This window comes from Streptomyces sp. NPDC102451 (genome assembly GCF_044765485.1).
Lineage (GTDB): Bacteria > Actinomycetota > Actinomycetes > Streptomycetales > Streptomycetaceae > Streptomyces.
Genome location: NZ_JBIWKD010000004.1, coordinates 146,467 through 162,039, shown reverse-complemented (window position 1 = coordinate 162,039; position 15,573 = coordinate 146,467). Strand labels below are relative to the sequence as shown.

The following is a 15,573-nucleotide window of genomic DNA, read 5'->3' as shown; positions in this document are numbered from 1 at the left end:
GGGTCCCCGGGGGGGCGCCCCGCGGCCCCGCGCGCGGTTTTCTGGGGGGGGGGGGGGGCGGGGGGGGGGGGCCGTTTTTCCTAAACCCCCCCGGGGGGGGGGGGGCGGGGCCCCCCCCCCCCCCACAACTCATTTCGTACGTCCCTTACTTGACGGCAGCTGCCCGCCTCCGGACGGCGTAGAAGATCCCGCCGCCCGCGACCAGCGCCGCCGCCGAGGCGCCCACCAGGGGGAGGGAGGAGCTGGAGCCGGTCGCCGCCAGGTTGCCGCCCGTCGTCTGCGGGGCGGTGCCGCCCGACGTGGAACCGCCGGTGGTGGAACCGGCCGTCGAGGAACCGCCCGTCGTGGAGCCACCGGACGTGGAACCACCGGTCGAGGAACCACCGGACGTGGAGCCGCCCGTCGTGCCCGCACCCGCGTCGATGACGATGTCGGCCGTGTCGTTCGCGGCGTTCTTGTCGAACGGCCTGGACGCCCCGGCGAAGGAGATCTTCCCGGTCGAGCCCTCGACGGCCTTGTCGATCCGCAGGACGAAGGGATACGTCTCGCCACGCCCCGGGTTCACCCACGACTGCGAGGTCCCGCAGGTGTAGTGGGTCTTGGTGACCGGGCTGCAGAAGTCGTGCGCCTTCACGACCGACGTGCCCGGCGGTATCCGGACGTCGACGGTCGCGGCCCCCTGGCCCAGCTCGCGGTACACCCAGGCCGGGCCGTCGTTGACGAACTTCACCGACGCGGTGACCTTGTCACCGACCTCGCCCTTCAGCCGGGCGCCGGTCAGCGCGAAGTCGGCCGTGTTGACGGCGGTGACGTCCGCGTAACCGGTCGCCTCGTCGTGGCTCGCCCGGTCGGCGTCGGTCGCCGGGGCCTTCTCGACCAGCTTCAGCGGAGCGCCCGTGCCGGGCACGGGGTCGGTCCCGCCGTTGTCGGACGGTCCGGGCTCCGTCGAGTCGATGCTCACGCGGACCTTGTCGTACAGAGCGCTGTCCTGCGCCTTCAGGCCGATCGGCTGCTCCGGCACGTAGAGGACACCGGGCTTCAACGGCTGCTCGACGGCGCACACCGCGACGGCCTTCTCCGGTTCCTCGTCGGCGGACGACTCGGTCGAGTACATGCAGTTCCCGTAGGAGTCCGCCGCGGCCAGGCCCGAGGTGACGGTGTAGGTCACCCACACCTTCCCGACCTCCTCGGTGCCCTTGTTCAGCACCGAGAACGGCACATCGACGCCGCTGCCCGGCTGCGCACCCGTGACCGGCGCCAGCGGCCCGATCCCGAGGTCCGGCTCCGCCGCTACGGCGACTGCGGGCAAGGAAGCGAGCCCGGTCAGCGTGGCGGCGGCGAGTACACCGACCGCGGCGCGCGAAAGACGGCGGCCGGGAAGAGTGTGAGTCATAGAAGTTCCCTCGTCGTGGCGTGCGGTGAAAATGCCGTCCCCGGCACATCACTTACCTGAATGGCAGACGCTTCCGGCCGTCAAACGGTTGCACGCACCACGTATTCCGGCTGTTCACCCGTCCGATCGCCCCTCGGCCCCACCGGCGGGACGAGCCGCGGTCCAGCGCCGCCTACCCGGGGGTCCGTTGTCGGCGTACATGAATATCCTGGGTGCCCTGGCCATCGGCTGACGAAGGAGTCCGAAGGTGCCATCGATGCTGGATGCGGTCGTCGTGGGGGCGGGCCCGAACGGGCTGACAGCCGCCGTCGAGCTGGCGCGGCGCGGCTTCGCCGTAGAGGTGTTCGAGGCGGGGGAGACCGTCGGGGGCGGTGCCCGCACCGAGGAACTGACCCTTCCCGGCTTCCACCACGACCCGTGTTCCGCCGTGCACCCGCTGGGCATCGGATCCCCGGCCTTCAAGGCGATGCCGCTCGCCCGGCACGGCCTCGAATGGCTCCAGGCGCCGTTGTCGCTCGCCCACCCCTTCCCGGACGGATCGGCCGCGGTGCTCACCGGATCCGTCGGGGAGACCGCCATGTCGCTGGGCGCGGAGGACGCCGGCGCCTACCGCAGGCTGGTCGCCCCCTACACCGGCCACTGGGACACCCTCGCCCAGGACTTCCTGCGCACCCCCTGGGACGGCCTGCCCCGGGACCCGTACCGCTGGGCACGCTTCGGACTGGACGCGGTCCAGTCGGCCACGCTGCTCTCCCGCCGCTTCCGGGGGGAGAAGGCACGCGGGCTGATCGCGGGCCTGGCCGGACACGCCATCGCACCCGCGAGCGGCCTCGCGACCGGCGGGATCGCACTGCTCTTCGCGCTCGCCGCGCACGAGAACGGCTGGCCGGTGCCGCGCGGCGGTTCGCAGGCCGTCTCCGACGCCCTCGCGGCCTTCCTGCGTGAACAGGGCGGCACCATCCGCACGGGCGTCGAGGTCCGGCGCCTCGACGAACTGCCACCCGCACGGGCGTACATCTTCGACACCTCACCGACCGCGCTCGCCCGCATCGCAGGACTCGGCGGCGCCTACGACCACTACCGCTACGGGCCCTCCTGCTTCAAGATCGATTACGCGCTGTCGGGCCCCGTGCCCTGGACGGCCGAGGAGGCCCGGCGCGCCGGCACCGTCCATGTCGGCCCCTCGGCCACCGAGATCGACGCGGCCCTGCGCGCCGCCGTGGCCGGCCGCGCCCCGAGCGTCCCCTTCCTGATCACCGCGCAGCCCAGCATCGTCGACCCGACCCGCGCCCCCGAAGGCCGCCATGTCTTCTGGGTGTACGGGCACGTCCCGTCCGGCTGGGAGGGCGACGCCACCGACGTCATCGAGCGTCAACTGGAGCGGTTCGCCCCCGGGTTCCGCGACCTGGTCCTGGCCCGCGCGGTCGCCGGGCCGCCCACCCTCGCCCGGCGCAACGCCAACTACGTCGGCGGGGACATCGCCACCGGGGCGTTCGCCGGCCTGCAGACGGTGCTCCGCCCCAAACTCGCCCGCGTGCCGTACGCCACCGCGCACCCCGCGGTCTTCCTCTGCTCGTCGGCCACCCCGCCCGGCCCCGGTGTGCACGGTATGTCGGGGCACCACGCGGCGAAGGCGGTGTGGCGGCGGCTGAGGGCGGCCTGAACGGCGGGACCGCTCAGCCCGCGGCCGCCAGCACCGCCGTACGCCCGCCCAGTGCCCGGGAGAAGGCGTCGGTCACCTGGGCGAGCGCCTCGGCCGTACCGGGCGCGACGGTCAGGGTGCCGTCCTCGCCCGCGGTGATGTCCTTGTCGAGCGTGAACCAGCCCGGGACGATGTGCGCCGCGCCCATCGAGCTGAGCACCGGGCGCAGCGCGTAGTCGATCGCCAGCACATGGGCCGTGCTGCCCCCGGTGGCGAGCGGAAGCACGGTCTTGCCGGTCAGCGCGAACTGCGGGAGCAGGTCCAGCAGCGTCTTCAGCAGCCCCGAATAGGCGGCCTTGTAGACGGGGGTGCCTATGACCACACCGTCCGCCTGCTCGAACAGCGCCGTGGCCTCGACGACGGCCGGGTGCCGGAAGTCGGCGCCGAGCAGCGCCTCGGCGGGCAGGGTGCGTACGTCCAGCGGCGTCACGTCGTGGCCCTGCTGCCGGAGCCGGTCGTCCAGATGACGCAGCAGCCGGGCGGTGCGGGAGGTGGCGGAGGGACTGCCGGAGACGGACAGGATGGTTGCCATGGGGGACCTTTCTCTACGGGGCGGAAATGCCGGAGGTGCCGGACGGGGCGGCGGCTACCACGCGCTCGAATCGACCGTGACGACCGGCACCAGTTCGTTGCGCAGGGTCTCCAGGAAGGTGACGACCTCCGCCGCCACCGAACGGTGCTGCATGTCGTTGAGGACGTCGTGGTGCGCGTCCCGCACCACCGAGAGCCGGGCCCGCGGCAGCGACTTCGCCGTACGCACGAGTGCCTCGCGGTCCGCGAGCGGATCGGCGTCGCCGGTCAGGAGCAGCACCGGGACGTCGATGTCACCGCCGTACGCCGCCGTGAGCAGGGCCTCCGGCACCGCCTCGTCGAGTGCGCCGCGCCGGATCCCGGTGTCCTCGGTGAGCGTGCCCCGATGGGCGGGGCAGGCGGTACGCACGTCGAGTTCGTCCTCCCAGTCGCCGACGGAGGCGGCCCCGCTGCCGGGGATCCCCGCGAGGACGACGGCGTCCGGCCGCACTGCGGACGGTACGTCCTTCCGGCCGAGCAGGGCCGCGACGGCGATGGCTCCCCTGTCGGCCCCCACCAGCACGAGGGGGCGTACGAATCCGTCCTCGTCGGCGGCCGAGTCCTCTGCCGCGGCGGCGAGTTGCTCACCGAAGCGGGTCAGCGAGCCGGCCGGATCACCCTCGTCGAGATCAGGGGCGCCGACGACGCGGACACGGTAGGCGTCGGCGGCCAGCCGCCTGCCGAGCCGGGTGTAGGTCGCCCGGGTCTCGCCCCGGCCCGGCACCACGACGACGGTGCCTCGGGTGCGCAGGCCCTCGGGGGCGTGGAAGTCGGTGTACTCGGTCATCTCATGACTCCTGCGAATGCGTGTGCGTGTGCGTGCATGCCTGCGGGGAGGGTTCGGGCCGGCATCAGTCGTTCGCGGGCGCGCGCTCGGCGGTGTGGCGGTTCGCGGGGACGGGCAGTCCGAGGTTGCCGCGCAGAGTGTCGGCCTCGTACTCGGTCCGGAACAGGCCGCGCTTCTGGAGGAGCGGCACCACACCGTCCACGAAGCGGTTGAGGTCCTCGTTGTTCCGGAACGCCAGGTTGATGCCGTCCAGGGTGCCGGCGTCCGACCACTTCTCGATGGTGTCGGCGACGGTCTCCGGGGCGCCGACGAACGGCGAGCGGCGGAACGCGTTGACGGAGTCGGCGACCTGACGAAGTGTCAGGCCCTCGGCCTGCGCGCGCTCGATGATCTTCCCGGCGCCCGTCCGGCCGCCCTTCTCGGCGAGGTGGGCGACGTCCGGGAACGGCGCGTCCAGGTCGTGCACGCTGAAGTCGTACGCGCCGAAGGACCGGCCCAGGAGCGCGAGGTTGCTCGCGAAGTCGTTGTCCTCCTCGAAGATCTCCCGCTCCCGGCGACGGGCCTCCTCGTCGGTGGCGCCGACGATCGGGCCGCCGTGGATGAAGACCTTGATGTGGTCGGGGTCGCGTCCGTAGGCGGCGGTGCGCTTCTTGATGTCCGCGTAGTACTCCTGCGCCGACTCCAGCGTGCCGCCCGGTGCGTAGATCCCCTCGGCGACGCGCGCGGCGAGGTCGCGGCCCTCGTCGGACACCCCGGCCTGGAAGATGACCGGCTGCCCCTGCGGCGAGCGGGAGATGTTCAGCGGCCCCGCCACCTTGAAGTGCTCCCCGACGTGGTCCAGCGCGTGCAGCCTGGACGGGTCGAGGAAGACGCCGCGCTCCACGTCGGCCGGGAACGCGTCGTCCTCGTAGGAGTCCCACAGCCCTTGGGCGACCTGTACGGACTCCAGGGCGCGGCCGTAGCGGGTGGTGTAGTCGAGGTGTTCGTCGAGCCCGTAGTTCCTCGACGTACCGGTGTCGAAGCTGGTCACGACGTTCCACCCGGCGCGTCCACCGCTGATGTGGTCGAGGGAGGCGAACCGGCGAGCCAGGTTGAACGGCGAGTTGTACGTCGAGCTCGCCGTGCCGACCAGCCCGACGTGCTTGGTGTGGGTGGCGACGGCGGAGAGCAGGGTGAGCGGCTCCAGCCGGTTCAGGTAGTGCGACGGGTAGGTGGAGTTGATGAACTGGCTGTCCACGACGAACAGCGCGTCGAAGAGGGCGTGTTCGGCGGCCTGGGCCTGCTGGATGTAGTAGTTGATGTCGATGCTCGCGTTCTTCGCGACCAGCGGGTCCTTCCAGAGGCCGTGCTGGCCGGGGCCGCCGACTCCGTACGGGTGAAGTGCGAGATGGATCCTGCGGGACATGGGTGTTCCTCTCGGTGGTGCGGGGGACGGGCGGGTGGCCGGGCGGTCAGCCGGTCAGCTGGGCGCGCAGGGCCTCTCGCTCGGAGCGGTCGGCGGTCCGCGAGTGCAGCGTCGGCGCGGAACCGACGAGCAGGCGCGTGTACACGTGCCGTGGTTGGTTGATGACGTCACGGGCGGTGCCCACCTCGACGAGCTCACCCCTGTAGAGCACGGCGATGCGGTCGGCGGTCCCGGCGATGGAGCCGAGGTCGTGCGAGATGAAGACGAGGGACGTCCCGGCGGCGCGGAGCTCCTTGAGGATCTCCAGGACCTGGACGCGGTTGGCGGAGTCCAGGGCGCTGACCGGCTCGTCGAGGATGACCAGGGCGGGCTCCGTGACCAGGGCGCGGGCCACGGCGACACGCTGGCGCTGGCCGCCGGAGAGCTCGCCGGGCAGCCGCCCGAGCAGCTCTCCGGACAGGTGGACCCGGTCGAGGAACGCGCGGGCCCGCTCCACCGCCTCCTTGCGCTCCACGCCCTGGATGAGGAGGGGTTCGATCAGGGAGTCCTCGACGGTGAGGTCCGGGTCGAGGCTGCGCAGCGGGTCCTGGAAGACGTACTGGACGACGCCCCGGCGGCGCAGGGCGCGCCACCGGCGGTTGCCGTACCCGGTGACGTCCTCGCCGCCGACCCGGATCGAGCCGGCCGAGGCGCGCACGAGGCCGAGCACGGCGCGGGCCAGCGTGGACTTCCCGGAGCCCGTCTCGCCGATGACGCCCACGGTCTCCCCGGGCGCCACGCTCAGCGAGACCCCGCGCAGGGCGCTCCGGCCCCGCCGGCCCCGGCCGTAACGGACCTCCAGGTTCTCGACGGCCAGGACGGGGGCCGGAGCCCCGGCCTCCCCGTCGGCGGTCCTCGCTTCGGGCGACGCGGTGGTCATGACGCCTCCTCGGGCGTGAGGAACTTGTCCAGGCCGTACTGCTCGTGCTCGGCCATGAGCAGCCGGGTGTACGGGTGCTGCGGGTCGTGCAGCACCGAGTGCGTCGGGCCCTGTTCCACCACCTCGCCCTGCCGCATCACCAGCACCTCGTCGCACAACTGGGCGACGACGGCCAGGTCGTGGGAGACGACGACGAGCGCCAGGCCGGTGCGCTCGCGCAGTTCGGCCAGCAGGTCGAGGATCTCGGCCTGGACCGTGACGTCGAGGGCGGTCGTGGCCTCGTCGGCGATGAGCGCCCGCGGTTCGACGGCGATCGCCGCCGCGATCAGGACGCGCTGGAGCATGCCGCCCGACAGCTCGTAGGTGTACTGGCCGTAGACCAGCTCCGGGTCGCGCAGCCGTACCGCCCCGAGGAGTTCGAGGGCCTGCCGGCGTGCCTCGCGCCGCTTCACGCCCTTCTTGACCCGGATGACCTCGGCGATCTGGGCGCCCACCCGGATCGACGGGTTGAGGTAGGACGCCGGGTCCTGGAAGACGGCGCCGACCGTGGTGCCGCGCAGGGCCGTCCACTGCCGGGGCGTCAGGGTCGAAATGTCGGTGCCGTCGATCTCGACCGATCCGCCGGAGACCTCGAAGTGCGGGGGCAGGATGCCGAGCACCGCCCGGCAGGTGAGCGTCTTGCCGCTGCCGGACTCCCCGACGATGCCGACCGCCTTGCCCGGGGCGATCTCGAAGCCGACGCCGTGCACGATCTCCCGGTCGGTGACCCGGTCGGTGATGTGCACGCCGCGTACGGCGATCACCGGGGGAGCGGTTGGGGCGGCCGGAGCGTGCTCCAGGGCGCTGTCGACGGCGGTGTTCTGGGACAGGGTCTTCATCGCGAACCTCCCACGGGGACGGGGGCGGACGTGCCCGTACGGGACCGGGCCCTGCGCCGGTTGACCAGCGCGCGGCCCGCCTCACCGGAGACGTCGCGGATGGCGTCGGCGAGCAGGTTGCACGCCCAGACGGTGACCATGATCAGCAGGGCGGGTGCCACCGGGGCCCAGGGCTGGTGGCTGAGGTAGCCCAGGTCGGAGGCGAGCAGACCGCCCCAGGTGGGGGCCGGGGGCTGCACGCCGATCCCGAGGAAGGTCAGGCTGGAGACGATGACGAAGCCCACGCCGATGGTCTGCGCGAGCGCCACCGCGATCGGCGGCAGCACCTTGACCCAGACATGGCGGCGTACGATCCACCCGACCGAGGCCCCGGAGACGATCGCGGCCTCCACGTACGGCGAACGGGCCACGGCCAGCGTGGCGGCCCGGGACACCCGGTAGAAGAGCGGGGAGACCAGGGCCCCGGTGACGAGCATGGCCTGGGTGATGCCGTTGCCGAGGAGCGCGATCACCGCGATGGCGAACAGCAGGAACGGCAGGGCCACCAGGGTGTCGGCCAGCCGGAGGGTCAGCCATTCGAAGACCCGGCCCGAGTAGACCGACAGGATCCCGGGGACCGCGCCGACGACGAGAGCCATCAGTGCGACCTCCAGCGAACCGAGCACGCTGATCCGAGAGCCGTCCAGGAGACGGCTGAACACGTCACGGCCCAGGTAGTCCGTCCCCAGCCAGTGGGCGCCCGAGGCCGACGCGAGGGTGTTGTCGCTCGTCGCCAGCGGATCCTGCGGGGCGAGCCACGGACCGCAGACGGCGAGCAGGGCGATCAGCACGAGGATGACCAAGGCGATCCGGCCGGATGTGAGTGAGAGGACGCGGCGCACCATCGTCATACCCCCCGCTGGGATGCCGGCATGACACGCGCCAGCACCAGATTGATGATCAGGTTGAAGGAGACGACCAGCACGATCGACACCACGAGCACGCCCTGCACCGCCGGTACGTCACCGGCCTGGGCCGAGTCGTTGGCGAACCTGCCGAAGCCCTGGAGGCCGAAGATCCACTCCGTGACCACGGAGGCACCGACCAGCGCCGGGAACTTCTGGCCCATCGTGGCGAGGGCCGGCCCGAGCCCGTTGCGCAGGACATGGGCGAAGAAGATCCGCCGCGGGCTCAGGCCCCGGACCACCGCGCCCGTCACGTAGTTCTCGCCGTACGCCGCGATGAGGCCGGCCCGCAGCTGGCGGGCGACATCGGCGATGACGTCGAAACTCAGGGCGAGCGCGGGGAGCGTGATGTGGGCCAGCCAGGGGCCGACGCCCTGCTCGGCCGGGATGTAGCCGGCCGACGGGAACAGGCCGAACCCCACCGCGAGGACCGCCACCAGCACGATGCCGACGACGAAGGCCGGCATCACCGAGATCACGGTGACGAACCCCGTGATCGCCCGGTCGACGAGGGTGGTGCGCCGCAGCGCCGCCACCGTGCCGAGGAGGAAGCCGACGACCACACCGATGACCAGCGCGAGGACCGCGACGGAGAGGCTCACCCCCAGGCCGAGTCCGATCAGCGTGGAGATGTCGGCCCCGTTGACCCAGCTGGTGCCGAGCTGCCCGTGCAGGACATCCGTGAACCAGTTCCAGTACTGGGTCAGGAACGGCTGGTCGAGCCCCCACTCGGCCTCGATGCGCTGGATCGCCTCGGGGGTCGCCTCCTCGCCCAGCTGGATGCGTGCCGGGCTGAGGCCGCTCATGGAGCGCAGGGCGAACGTCACGAAGGTCGCCACCAGGAACACCGGTACGAAGATCGCGACCGAGCGGCCCAGGGCGGCCGCCCCCCGCCCCGCCGCATGCCGCACCCTGGCCGTGGCGACCCGGCGGCGGCGCTCAGGAGCGGCCTCCGGCGTGATCGTCGTCATCGGACTGCCTCCTCTCTTCTCTGCAGTGGACGGACGGTCAGGAGCCGGCGATCTTCACGCCGGTCCAGTCGATGTGGGCGGGGTTCTTCGGCAGGTCGGAGAGCGCCTTGCTCTTGGCGAAGAGGTTGGGCGAGGAGAAGGTGAAGATCAGGGCTTTGCTCTCCAGACCCGCACGCGTCGCCGTCTGGAGCACCTGGGCGTAGTCGGGCGCGTCCAGAGGTGTCTGCCGGACCTTGGCGACGGCCTCCTTGAAGCCGTCCGGCTCGTACGGGGTGCTCAGGTTCAGCGGGCCGTTCGGGCCGAAGTGGGCGGTGAGCGTCTGCACCGCGGAGTCGCGGCCCGTCGTCGAGTACAGCGAGAACGCCAGGTCCTTGGCGAAGAACGGGGTGGCCCAGTTCTTGTCGATCTTGATGGTGACCTTGATGCCCACGGCCGCCAGCTGCGACTGGACGATCTCGGCCTGCGGGTCCTCCGCCGGGATGACCAGGTTCAGCTTGATGTCGCCGGGCTGGTGACCGGCCTCGGCCAGGAGCTTCTTCGACTTCGCCGGGTCGTAGGGGTAGGCGTTCTCCGACTTCGCGTCGTACGCCACATAGCCCTTGGGGAAGGGCTGGTCGGTGGACTCGCCGTGACCGAACGTCAGCTTGTCGACGAACTCCTTGCGGTTGACCGCGTACCGGAGGGCGTCGACGACCCTGTCGTCGTCGAACGGCGCCTTGTTGACGTTCAGGCTGATGTTCGAGGCGTTGAACCCGGGCTGGGAGAACACGTCCAGACCCGCCTTCTCCGCGGCCGAGGCCTGGCTCGGGTCGAGGTCGGCGAAGTTGTAGACCCCGGTCTGGAGTCCCGAGACGACGGTGGACGCGTCGGGGGCGGACACCAGCTCGACGTCGTCGATGTGGATGTTCTTCGCGTCCCAGTAGTCGGGGTTCTTCCGCAGGACCGCCTTGGTGCCCGGGATCAGCTGGTCGATGACGAACGGACCGGCGCCGACGGGGTTCTGGTCCAGCTTCGTGGGGTTCGCGGCGGCCTTGGGGCTGGCGATCTGCAGGACGCGCTCGCCGAGCAGCTGCGGTATCTGGTAGTCGACCTGGGTGAGGTCCAGAGTGACGTCGAGACCGGCGGCCTTCACCGAACCGATCGACGTCAGGTCGCCGAAGAGCGCGGAGTTCTTCTGCTTCTGCGCCCGCTCGATCGCGGCCTTCACGGCCGCGCCGTCGACCGGCTCCCCGTCGCTGAACTTCAGCCCGGGGCGTACATGGAAGGTGATCCCGTCACCCTTCTCGTTGTACTCCCAGCTCTCCGCGAGGTCCGGGACGGCCTTTCCCTCCTCGTCGGTTCGCGTCAACGAGCTGTAAACGAGGGCGAGTTCTCGGAACTGTGCGCCGCTGCCCGACACCACCGGGTCCCAGTGGCTCGGGAAGTAGGAGGAGGCCCATTTCAGGGTGGCGCTGCCGGCCGACGACGAGGCGCTGCCGCCGCAAGCGCTCAGAGCCGGCACGAGCAGGGCGACGAAGGCGGTTCCGAGGGCAGCGACCCTCAGGCCGCCCGCCTGTCGGGCCGACCGGGCGTCCGGTCGGCGGCGGATCGTGAGGCGTGCGGACATCTCGTTCTCTCTGATGGGGTCCGGCCCGGAAAAGGGCAGGAGGAGGCGGGGGAGCGTGAAGAGGGGAGCGCGGCACTCGCACGAACCGTCGTCGCGTGTGCGGGCATGCGTCGTCGAGGCGTCGGCGCACGGCTGGGCAGGAGCGGGTCCGGGCGGGGACGTCGAGGAACTCACGGCCCCGTACGGGGATACGACGGGAAGGCGCGACGGAAGGCGGAGGGCCGACGCGGGGCACAGGCGCGGATCAGCGGGCCGAAGGGCGGCCGGTGCTGCCGACAGAGGTCAGGCGGCGCCTGTGGAGCGGGGGTGGCGAGTGGTCAGCGACAGAGTGCGCTGGAGGTGCGCCGCAGGTCCACGTAGCGGCACACCACACCGGGGTGCGTCGTGAGCATGGGCTCATCCTGGCGGCAGCCGTCCTCGGCTGTCAATGGACACCCATTGGTGTCTCATTCAGCGGGACGGGGCTCAACCGCAGCTCAGAGCGGTACGGGAGGGGGTCATCCGGCGGCGGGGCGTGCTGACGCCTCGTCAGGATGTAGCCACAGAAGGCCGTTCCCCGTCTCCAGCGGGACCGCGCCGGGCGGCGGCCACACCCCCTCCGCCAGCAGGTGGCGCTCCGGTTCGGTGAGGCTCCTGTGCTGCTCCAGCGCCTCGGACGGGGAGAGCGGCGCGGCGGAGCCCAGCACGCCCGGCCAGAGCTCGTCGACGGCCCTCGCGTACGTCTCGTACGGCCGCCAGCCGGGGATCGCGCGGTACTCCTGCCCGGCCCGCAGCAGGAGCGTCGGCAACGCGTAGCGGTACCCGCCCTCGAAGGTCTCCTTCGCCGCCCCGGGGTGCGGTGATCCGCTGCGTACGGACAGGACTTCGGGGACGGGGCGCCGCGCCTCCGCGCGGTCGGCGCGCACCCGCTCCAGGACGCCGGACGAGGTCGCGTCGGACCTCAGCCGGTCCTGGTCGAGGCCCGGGACACCGCGCGTGGCGGCCATCGCGGCGTCCAGGGTGTCCGCCGGTTCACCCAGCACGAAGACGGTCTCCCGCAGCCGCCGAAGGACCCGCTCGGCGACGTCGGCGCCCTGGAGCTCCGCGGCCCCGGCCACGAGCGACGAGGGCCAGGAGCTCGCCGCGACACGGCTCAGCCGGGCCGCCCGTGGCGCATGGGTGTGCGAGCTGATCCGCTCGACGTAACCGGCGTAGTACGCGGTCTCGGCCGCCGGATCGGGGGCCGGGTCGTCCTCCTCGTCGAAGAGGATCGCGTACACCCGGCGCCAGCCGACCCGGCCGCCCAGCGCGGTCCGCAGCCTGCGGAAGGCGGGCTCCGACCCCCACGCCCAGGGGCACATCGGGTCGGTGTACTCCACCACCTCCACCGGCGGCGAACCCGGTCCGCCGGTCACGCGGCACCGATGACGGACGGCTGTTCGCGCGCCCCGGCGGGCAGCAGCGCCGCCAGGGTCAGCGAGCCGAGAACCGCCGCGGCGTCCGACTCGACCCTCCTCCACACCCCGGGCAGGCCCACCGCGGGGCCGGGGTAGTCGAGCCCGGTCAGCCCCTCGCCCCGCAGGGTGATCAGCTCACCGTCCACGGCGCGTACGACATCGAGCAGGGCGATCTCGTCGGCGGGTCTGCCGAGCCAGTAGCCGCCCTCGCAGCCGCGCTGGCTGCGCACCAGACCGGCCCGGCGCAGTTCGCCCACCACGGACTTCAGGAACCTGAACGGAATCTCCTGCGAGGAGGCGATGGCTTCACAGGAGAGCGGACGGCCGGGATCACTCGCGAGCTCCAGAAGGGCACGCGTGGCGTAGTCCGCCTTCGCGGAGATATGCATGCCCACATCATGCCCCGGGGACGGGCCGCGGGCGAGGCTCTTCCGGCCGTTCCCCTCCGGCGTCGCGCCGTGTGTTGCGGGAACATTGCCGCAGGTGAAGCGGAATGGACACCTCTTGACATCCTTTTCGGCGCCGACCTAACGTCCCTGCCATGAGCGAGCCGTTGACGACCCCCGGAGAAGGCTTCCACCCTCATCTCCACGAAGCCCAGGGCCGCCCGGCGGCACCCCTGCGCACCCGTCTGCACCACATCCGCGCCGACGCGCTCGACGGGGACACGGCGCAGACCGGCGGCATGCGCCGGTTCAGCGCCGTCAGCGGGAAGACGGTGGGTTCCGAGAAGCTCTGGATGGGCCAGACCCATGTAGCTCCCGCGACCTCCTCCTCCGACCACCACCACGGCGAGTCCGAGACCGCCATCCATGTGGTCAGCGGACACCCGGAGTTCGTCTTCCTGGACGACTCGGGGGAGGAGCCGGAAGAGGTACGGCTGCGCACCTCGCCCGGCGACTACATCTTCGTCCCGCCGTTCGTGCCGCACCGCGAGGAGAACCCGGACCCCACCGAGGAGGCCGTGGTCGTCATCGCCCGCAGCACCCAGGAGGCCATCGTGGTGAACCTGCCGCGCCTGTACGCCCTGGACCCGGACGCGACGACCGGCTGACCCTCCGGGCCGGGCGCCCGCATTACCTCAGCGGTAATCGACCGTCCCGGACGGCTGCGCCAGGCTCCCGACGTTCACGTCATCGACCGTCCTGGTCATGGCAGTCGTCATGGCCAGGACGGTATCCGATCCGGACGGCAGCACCCGAGGGATGCCGGAGCGCCCTAGGGGCCCTAGAGGGCCTCCGGCCCCCGCTCGCCCGTGCGGACCCGTACAGCGGTCTCCACGGGCATCGCCCACACCTTGCCGTCGCCGATCTTTCCGGTACGGGCGGCGCGGACCACCGCGTCCAGGACCGGCTCCGCGTCGGCGTCCTCGACGAGTACCTCTATACGGATCTTGGGGACCAGGTCCACCCTGTACTCGGCACCCCGGTAGACCTCGGTGTGGCCGTGCTGGCGCCCGTACCCGCTGGCCTCCGTGACGGTCATCCCGTTCACGCCGAGGTCCTGCAGAGCGGTCTTCACCTCGTCGAGGCGGTGCGGCTTCACGACCGCGGTGATGAGCTTCATGGGGCGGTGCTCCTGTCCTGGGAGAGAAGAGGGGGTGCTCAGTGGCCAGGGGGCTGCGCGGCGGCATGACCCAGACCGCCGTGATCGTAGGCGCTCTCCGCGTGAACTGTCTGGTCCAGGCCCGTGAGTTCCTCCTCCTCGGAGGCCCGCACCCCCATCACCCGGTCGATCGCCCTGCCGATCCCGTACGTCACGAGGAAGGTGTACGCGGCCACGGCGACCACCGCGACGGCCTGCCGGGCCAGCAGGCCCGCTCCGCCGCCGTAGAGGAGACCCTCCGCGCCGCCCGTCATCGTGGCCGTCGCGAACAGCCCTATGAGCAGCGTCCCGACGACGCCCCCCACGAAGTGGACACCCACGACGTCCAGGGAGTCGTCGTAGTCGAAGCGGAACTTCCACGCGACGGCGTACGAGCAGACGACACCCGCCGCGAGTCCGACGACGGTGGCTCCCAGCACGCCGACCGTTCCGCACGCGGGAGTGATCGCGACCAGGCCCGCGACCACACCGGAGGCCGCGCCGAAGGTGGTCGGGTGACCGTCGCGCCGCTGCTCGACGAAGAGCCAGCCCAGCAGGCCGGTGCACCCGGCGACCAGGGTGTTGAGGACCGAGGCGGCGGCCAGACCGTTGGCGCCGAGCGCCGAGCCGCCGTTGAAGCCGAGCCAGCCGAACCAGAGCAGGCCGGCGCCGAGCATCACCATCGGCAGGTTGTGCGGCCGCATCGCGTCCTTCTTGAAGCCGATACGGGGCCCGATCACCAGGGCGAGCGCCAGGCCCGACGCCCCGCAGGTGATCTCCACGACCAGGCCGCCGGCGAAGTCCAGGGCGCCGAGCGAGTCCGCGATCCACCCGCCGGGCCCCCATACCCAGTGCGCGACGGGAACGTATACGAGCAGGGTCCACAGCGGTACGAAGGCCAGCCACGCCGCGAACTTCATCCGGTCCGCGATCGCGCCGCTGACCAGTGCCGCGGTGAGGATCGCGAAGGTCAGCTGGAACGTGGTGAACAGCAGGGTGGGCACGCTGCCGGTGAGGTCGTCGGGGCCGATGCCGACCATGCCCGCGTGGCCGAGGCCACCGATGAGCCCGCCGAACGTGTCGTCGCCGAAGGCCAGTGAGTAGCCGGCCATCAGCCACACGACCGTGACCAGGGCGATCGACACGAAGCTCATCATCAGCATGTTGAGGACGCTCTTCGTGCGGACCATGCCGCCGTAGAAGAGGGCGAGGCCCGGCGTCATCAGCAGGACGAGAGCGGTGGCGGCGAGGAGCCAGGCGGTGTCACCTGTGTCGAGGCCTGCCGAGGCCAGGGTCACGGGGGTCAAGAGAGGGGTCCCTCCTCGGGGCGGCATGGGGTCCGGCCCGGAGAGGGTCCCGGTCGCGCGTTTCACGGAGG

Annotated in this window: 15 protein-coding genes; 2 read left to right on the top strand and 13 right to left on the bottom strand. The window is 71.7% G+C overall.

Annotated elements, in window-relative coordinates; genetic code table 11:
* Positions 1 to 145: 145 nt before the first annotated feature.
* Positions 146 to 1,393, bottom strand: coding sequence for an LAETG motif-containing sortase-dependent surface protein (locus ACIRD8_RS11065; RefSeq protein ID WP_403988972.1), 1,248 nt, complete (start codon positions 1,391 to 1,393; stop codon positions 146 to 148).
* Positions 1,394 to 1,640: 247 nt separating this feature from the next.
* Between ACIRD8_RS11065 and ACIRD8_RS11060 the strand changes: the two genes are divergently transcribed.
* Entirely contained in the window at positions 1,641 to 3,056 is a 1,416-nt protein-coding gene (locus ACIRD8_RS11060; protein WP_403988970.1) for a phytoene desaturase family protein, read from the top strand.
* A 13-nt stretch (positions 3,057 to 3,069) separates the two neighbouring features.
* Here ACIRD8_RS11060 and ssuE read toward each other — a convergent pair whose 3' ends face one another.
* From ssuE to ACIRD8_RS11010, 10 genes are all read right to left on the bottom strand, one after another.
* On the bottom strand, positions 3,070 to 3,627 hold the full coding sequence (gene ssuE / locus ACIRD8_RS11055; protein ID WP_360360679.1) for an NADPH-dependent FMN reductase: 558 nt from the start codon (positions 3,625 to 3,627) through the stop codon (positions 3,070 to 3,072).
* A gap of 54 nt (positions 3,628 to 3,681) precedes the next feature.
* Entirely contained in the window at positions 3,682 to 4,452 is a 771-nt protein-coding gene (locus ACIRD8_RS11050) for an alpha/beta hydrolase (RefSeq protein WP_403988968.1), read from the bottom strand.
* Between the two features lie 64 nt (positions 4,453 to 4,516).
* A complete protein-coding gene (locus tag ACIRD8_RS11045) occupies positions 4,517 to 5,857 on the bottom strand; it encodes an NtaA/DmoA family FMN-dependent monooxygenase (RefSeq protein ID WP_403988966.1) in 1,341 nt (446 codons plus the stop codon).
* 46 nt (positions 5,858 to 5,903) lie between these two features.
* A complete protein-coding gene (locus ACIRD8_RS11040; protein WP_403988964.1) occupies positions 5,904 to 6,776 on the bottom strand; it encodes an ABC transporter ATP-binding protein in 873 nt (290 codons plus the stop codon).
* Positions 6,773 to 7,654 (bottom strand): ABC transporter ATP-binding protein, encoded by an 882-nt coding sequence (locus ACIRD8_RS11035; protein WP_403988962.1) that lies wholly within the window; start codon positions 7,652 to 7,654, stop codon positions 6,773 to 6,775. Before ACIRD8_RS11035 ends, ACIRD8_RS11040 begins: the two co-directional genes overlap by 4 nt.
* Positions 7,651 to 8,538: an ABC transporter permease gene (locus ACIRD8_RS11030; RefSeq protein ID WP_403988960.1), complete on the bottom strand. Its 888-nt coding sequence runs from the start codon at positions 8,536 to 8,538 to the stop codon at positions 7,651 to 7,653. The genes ACIRD8_RS11035 and ACIRD8_RS11030 overlap by 4 nt, the downstream gene beginning before the upstream one ends.
* A gap of 2 nt (positions 8,539 to 8,540) precedes the next feature.
* Positions 8,541 to 9,569 carry an ABC transporter permease gene (locus ACIRD8_RS11025; protein ID WP_403988958.1) on the bottom strand — a complete coding sequence of 343 codons (1,029 nt, stop codon included), beginning with the start codon at positions 9,567 to 9,569 and terminating at the stop codon, positions 8,541 to 8,543.
* 37 nt (positions 9,570 to 9,606) lie between these two features.
* A complete protein-coding gene (locus tag ACIRD8_RS11020; protein ID WP_403988956.1) occupies positions 9,607 to 11,175 on the bottom strand; it encodes an ABC transporter substrate-binding protein in 1,569 nt (522 codons plus the stop codon).
* 497 nt (positions 11,176 to 11,672) lie between these two features.
* Positions 11,673 to 12,515: a DsbA family protein gene (locus tag ACIRD8_RS11015; RefSeq protein WP_403989652.1), complete on the bottom strand. Its 843-nt coding sequence runs from the start codon at positions 12,513 to 12,515 to the stop codon at positions 11,673 to 11,675.
* 50 nt (positions 12,516 to 12,565) lie between these two features.
* Positions 12,566 to 13,000, bottom strand: coding sequence for an RrF2 family transcriptional regulator (locus ACIRD8_RS11010; RefSeq protein ID WP_403988954.1), 435 nt, complete (start codon positions 12,998 to 13,000; stop codon positions 12,566 to 12,568).
* 152 nt (positions 13,001 to 13,152) lie between these two features.
* On the opposite strand from ACIRD8_RS11010, the gene ACIRD8_RS11005 reads away from it, so the two are divergent.
* Positions 13,153 to 13,665: a cupin domain-containing protein gene (locus tag ACIRD8_RS11005; protein WP_403988952.1), complete on the top strand. Its 513-nt coding sequence runs from the start codon at positions 13,153 to 13,155 to the stop codon at positions 13,663 to 13,665.
* A 173-nt stretch (positions 13,666 to 13,838) separates the two neighbouring features.
* On the opposite strand, the gene ACIRD8_RS11000 is transcribed toward ACIRD8_RS11005, so the two are convergent.
* Together ACIRD8_RS11000 and ACIRD8_RS10995 are read right to left on the bottom strand one after the other, a co-directional pair.
* Positions 13,839 to 14,177, bottom strand: a complete 339-nt coding sequence (locus tag ACIRD8_RS11000) for a P-II family nitrogen regulator (RefSeq protein ID WP_403988950.1) — start codon at positions 14,175 to 14,177, stop codon at positions 13,839 to 13,841.
* Between the two features lie 38 nt (positions 14,178 to 14,215).
* Positions 14,216 to 15,502, bottom strand: coding sequence for an ammonium transporter (locus ACIRD8_RS10995; protein WP_403988948.1), 1,287 nt, complete (start codon positions 15,500 to 15,502; stop codon positions 14,216 to 14,218).
* Positions 15,503 to 15,573: the final 71 nt, after the last annotated feature.